Annotated in this window: 2 protein-coding genes and 2 pseudogenes; 2 read left to right on the top strand and 2 right to left on the bottom strand. The window is 45.0% G+C overall.

Annotated features, from left to right (window positions below; translation table 11 throughout):
- Positions 1–276 (bottom strand): annotated as a pseudogene (locus G9U52_RS39015) (MFS transporter); the annotation flags it as partial.
- 196 nt (positions 277–472) lie between these two features.
- Here G9U52_RS39015 and G9U52_RS39010 point away from each other — a divergent pair.
- Positions 473–1,018, top strand: a complete 546-nt coding sequence (locus tag G9U52_RS39010; RefSeq protein WP_166158855.1) for a TetR/AcrR family transcriptional regulator — start codon at positions 473–475, stop codon at positions 1,016–1,018.
- A gap of 44 nt (positions 1,019–1,062) precedes the next feature.
- Positions 1,063–1,371, top strand: a pseudogene (locus tag G9U52_RS39005) (zinc-binding dehydrogenase); the annotation flags it as partial.
- A gap of 83 nt (positions 1,372–1,454) precedes the next feature.
- On the opposite strand, the gene G9U52_RS39000 reads toward G9U52_RS39005, so the two are convergent.
- Positions 1,455–1,840, bottom strand: a 386-nt coding sequence (locus tag G9U52_RS39000) for a helix-turn-helix domain-containing protein (RefSeq protein ID WP_166158851.1), incomplete at its 5' end; no start/stop codon positions are given.

Genomic DNA, 1,840 nt, shown 5'->3' with positions numbered 1-1,840 from the left:
CATTCCCTCGCCGCGGCGGGTAGACGGGATCATATCCGTAATCGCCGTGATCGTGGCGGTTGTGGAAACGGCCCAACTCATCCCATGCAAGATTCTGAGCCCCATCAGAACGACAATTCCCCCGACCGCGCCCATCGCCAGACCAACCTGCGATTCGTTGCCTCCCATCTGTTTAATGAACAGCGGCAACGTCGGATACAGCATATAAAATGCATTAAATAGGAATAGGTTTCCAATAGTCATTAGAATAAATGGCTTCGTCCATAGGCGTTCCACTGTTCTTTCCTCCTTGAGGGCAGGCTGCTCTTGTGCGAGCTTTTATTCCTCTGCTCTCTTGATGTATTAATGAACATATGTCTATAATTATAAGCGGATACAGAACATCTGCAATTGTTAAATGAGTATGATTGGTAAAGTAATGAACAACTACTTAATAGTTGTTCATTATTTACGAAAGCTTGGTGACCGCCAATTGGCTAAAGTGGATCGAAGAATACTCAAAATGCAGGTAGGGTTAAAAAAAGCTGTTATTGAACTGATGTCAGAGAAAAATTTTGATGCCATTACGTTACAGGATCTTTCCGACAGGGCGAATGTGAGCCGCGGGACCATCTATCTTCATTATTTAGATAAATTTGATCTGCTGGATAATCTCATTGAAGAACATATAAACGTTCTAAGGGAAACGTGCAGAGCGGCATCAGAATTGGATTTTACCGAATCGACTCTGATTTGGACCGAGTACTTTGAACGTCATTATTCATTTTTTTCAATGATGTTAGCGAGTAAAGGCGCTCCTTATTTCCGTGGTCGGTTTCTTGACTTTCTGATCGAAGAATTTACGAATGAGGTCGATGTAACCAAAGGAATGAACAAGGGGTTAAATGAAGATCTTGTCGTTAGGTTTGTTGCATCTGCTTTCGTAGGGGTAGTGGAATGGTGGTTTACTAATGAAAAGCCTGTCCCCCATCATGTCTTGGCAGAACAACTGGGGACATTGCTAGAGAGAAATGTGTAATCGGTATGTAGCTCAAGAACCGTATGGGTACTTGAGCTTTTTTCGTGTCCGCCAATATTGACGTTGATGCGTATTTATCGCTGCTTCGCGTAGATGGAACGCTTGTAAATGTCGGTGCACCAGCCGAGCCAAGTCAATACCACGTGTTCTCCTTAATCCTGAGCCGTCGCAGTATTCCCGGTTCCCTCGTTGGCGGAATTCCGGAAACGCAAGAGATGCTCGACTTCGCCGCTCAACACGGCATTGCCCCTAAAATTGAGGTGATCCGTGCTGACCAAGTAGACGAAGCGTACGAGCGCATCCTCCGCAGCGATGTACGGTATCGATTCGTTATTGATACATCTACCTTGTAACTCGTCAAGATGCTTCATTTTGTTGGCTTCAATGAAAGATGGGTTAGCCAGCGAATGGTTACCCCATCTTTACCATTAAATTTTCACTTCCGAAAGCTTTCCGCGTCAGCCTCCAGCACTTTATTTTTCCTGTATTCCCCTGGCGGCATACCGATCATCTTCTTAAACATTCGGATAAAAGAAGTGACATTACGATAACCGATCATGAGGCTGATATCCTGCACGCTTAGTTCGTTATCGGACAGCAGCTCCTTCGCTTTGTGGACACGTATAACATTAATGTGGTCGCTGAAGTTGGCTCCTGTTTTTTCTTTAATATAGACGGACAAGTAGCCCACAGAGATGTTCAACTTATCGGCGAGCTGGTCGAGCGATAAATCGTCTGCGAACCGGTTCTCTATGTAACTCATGACGAACGAAATGGTGGGGTCCTGTTCGTCTTTTTTGGATCGGATAATCGCCGCGCTAG

The sequence above is a fragment of the Paenibacillus agricola genome, assembly GCF_011440305.1.
Classification (GTDB): Bacteria; Bacillota; Bacilli; order Paenibacillales; family NBRC-103111; genus Paenibacillus_S; species Paenibacillus_S agricola.
This window is presented reverse-complemented; position numbering and strand designations above follow the sequence as displayed.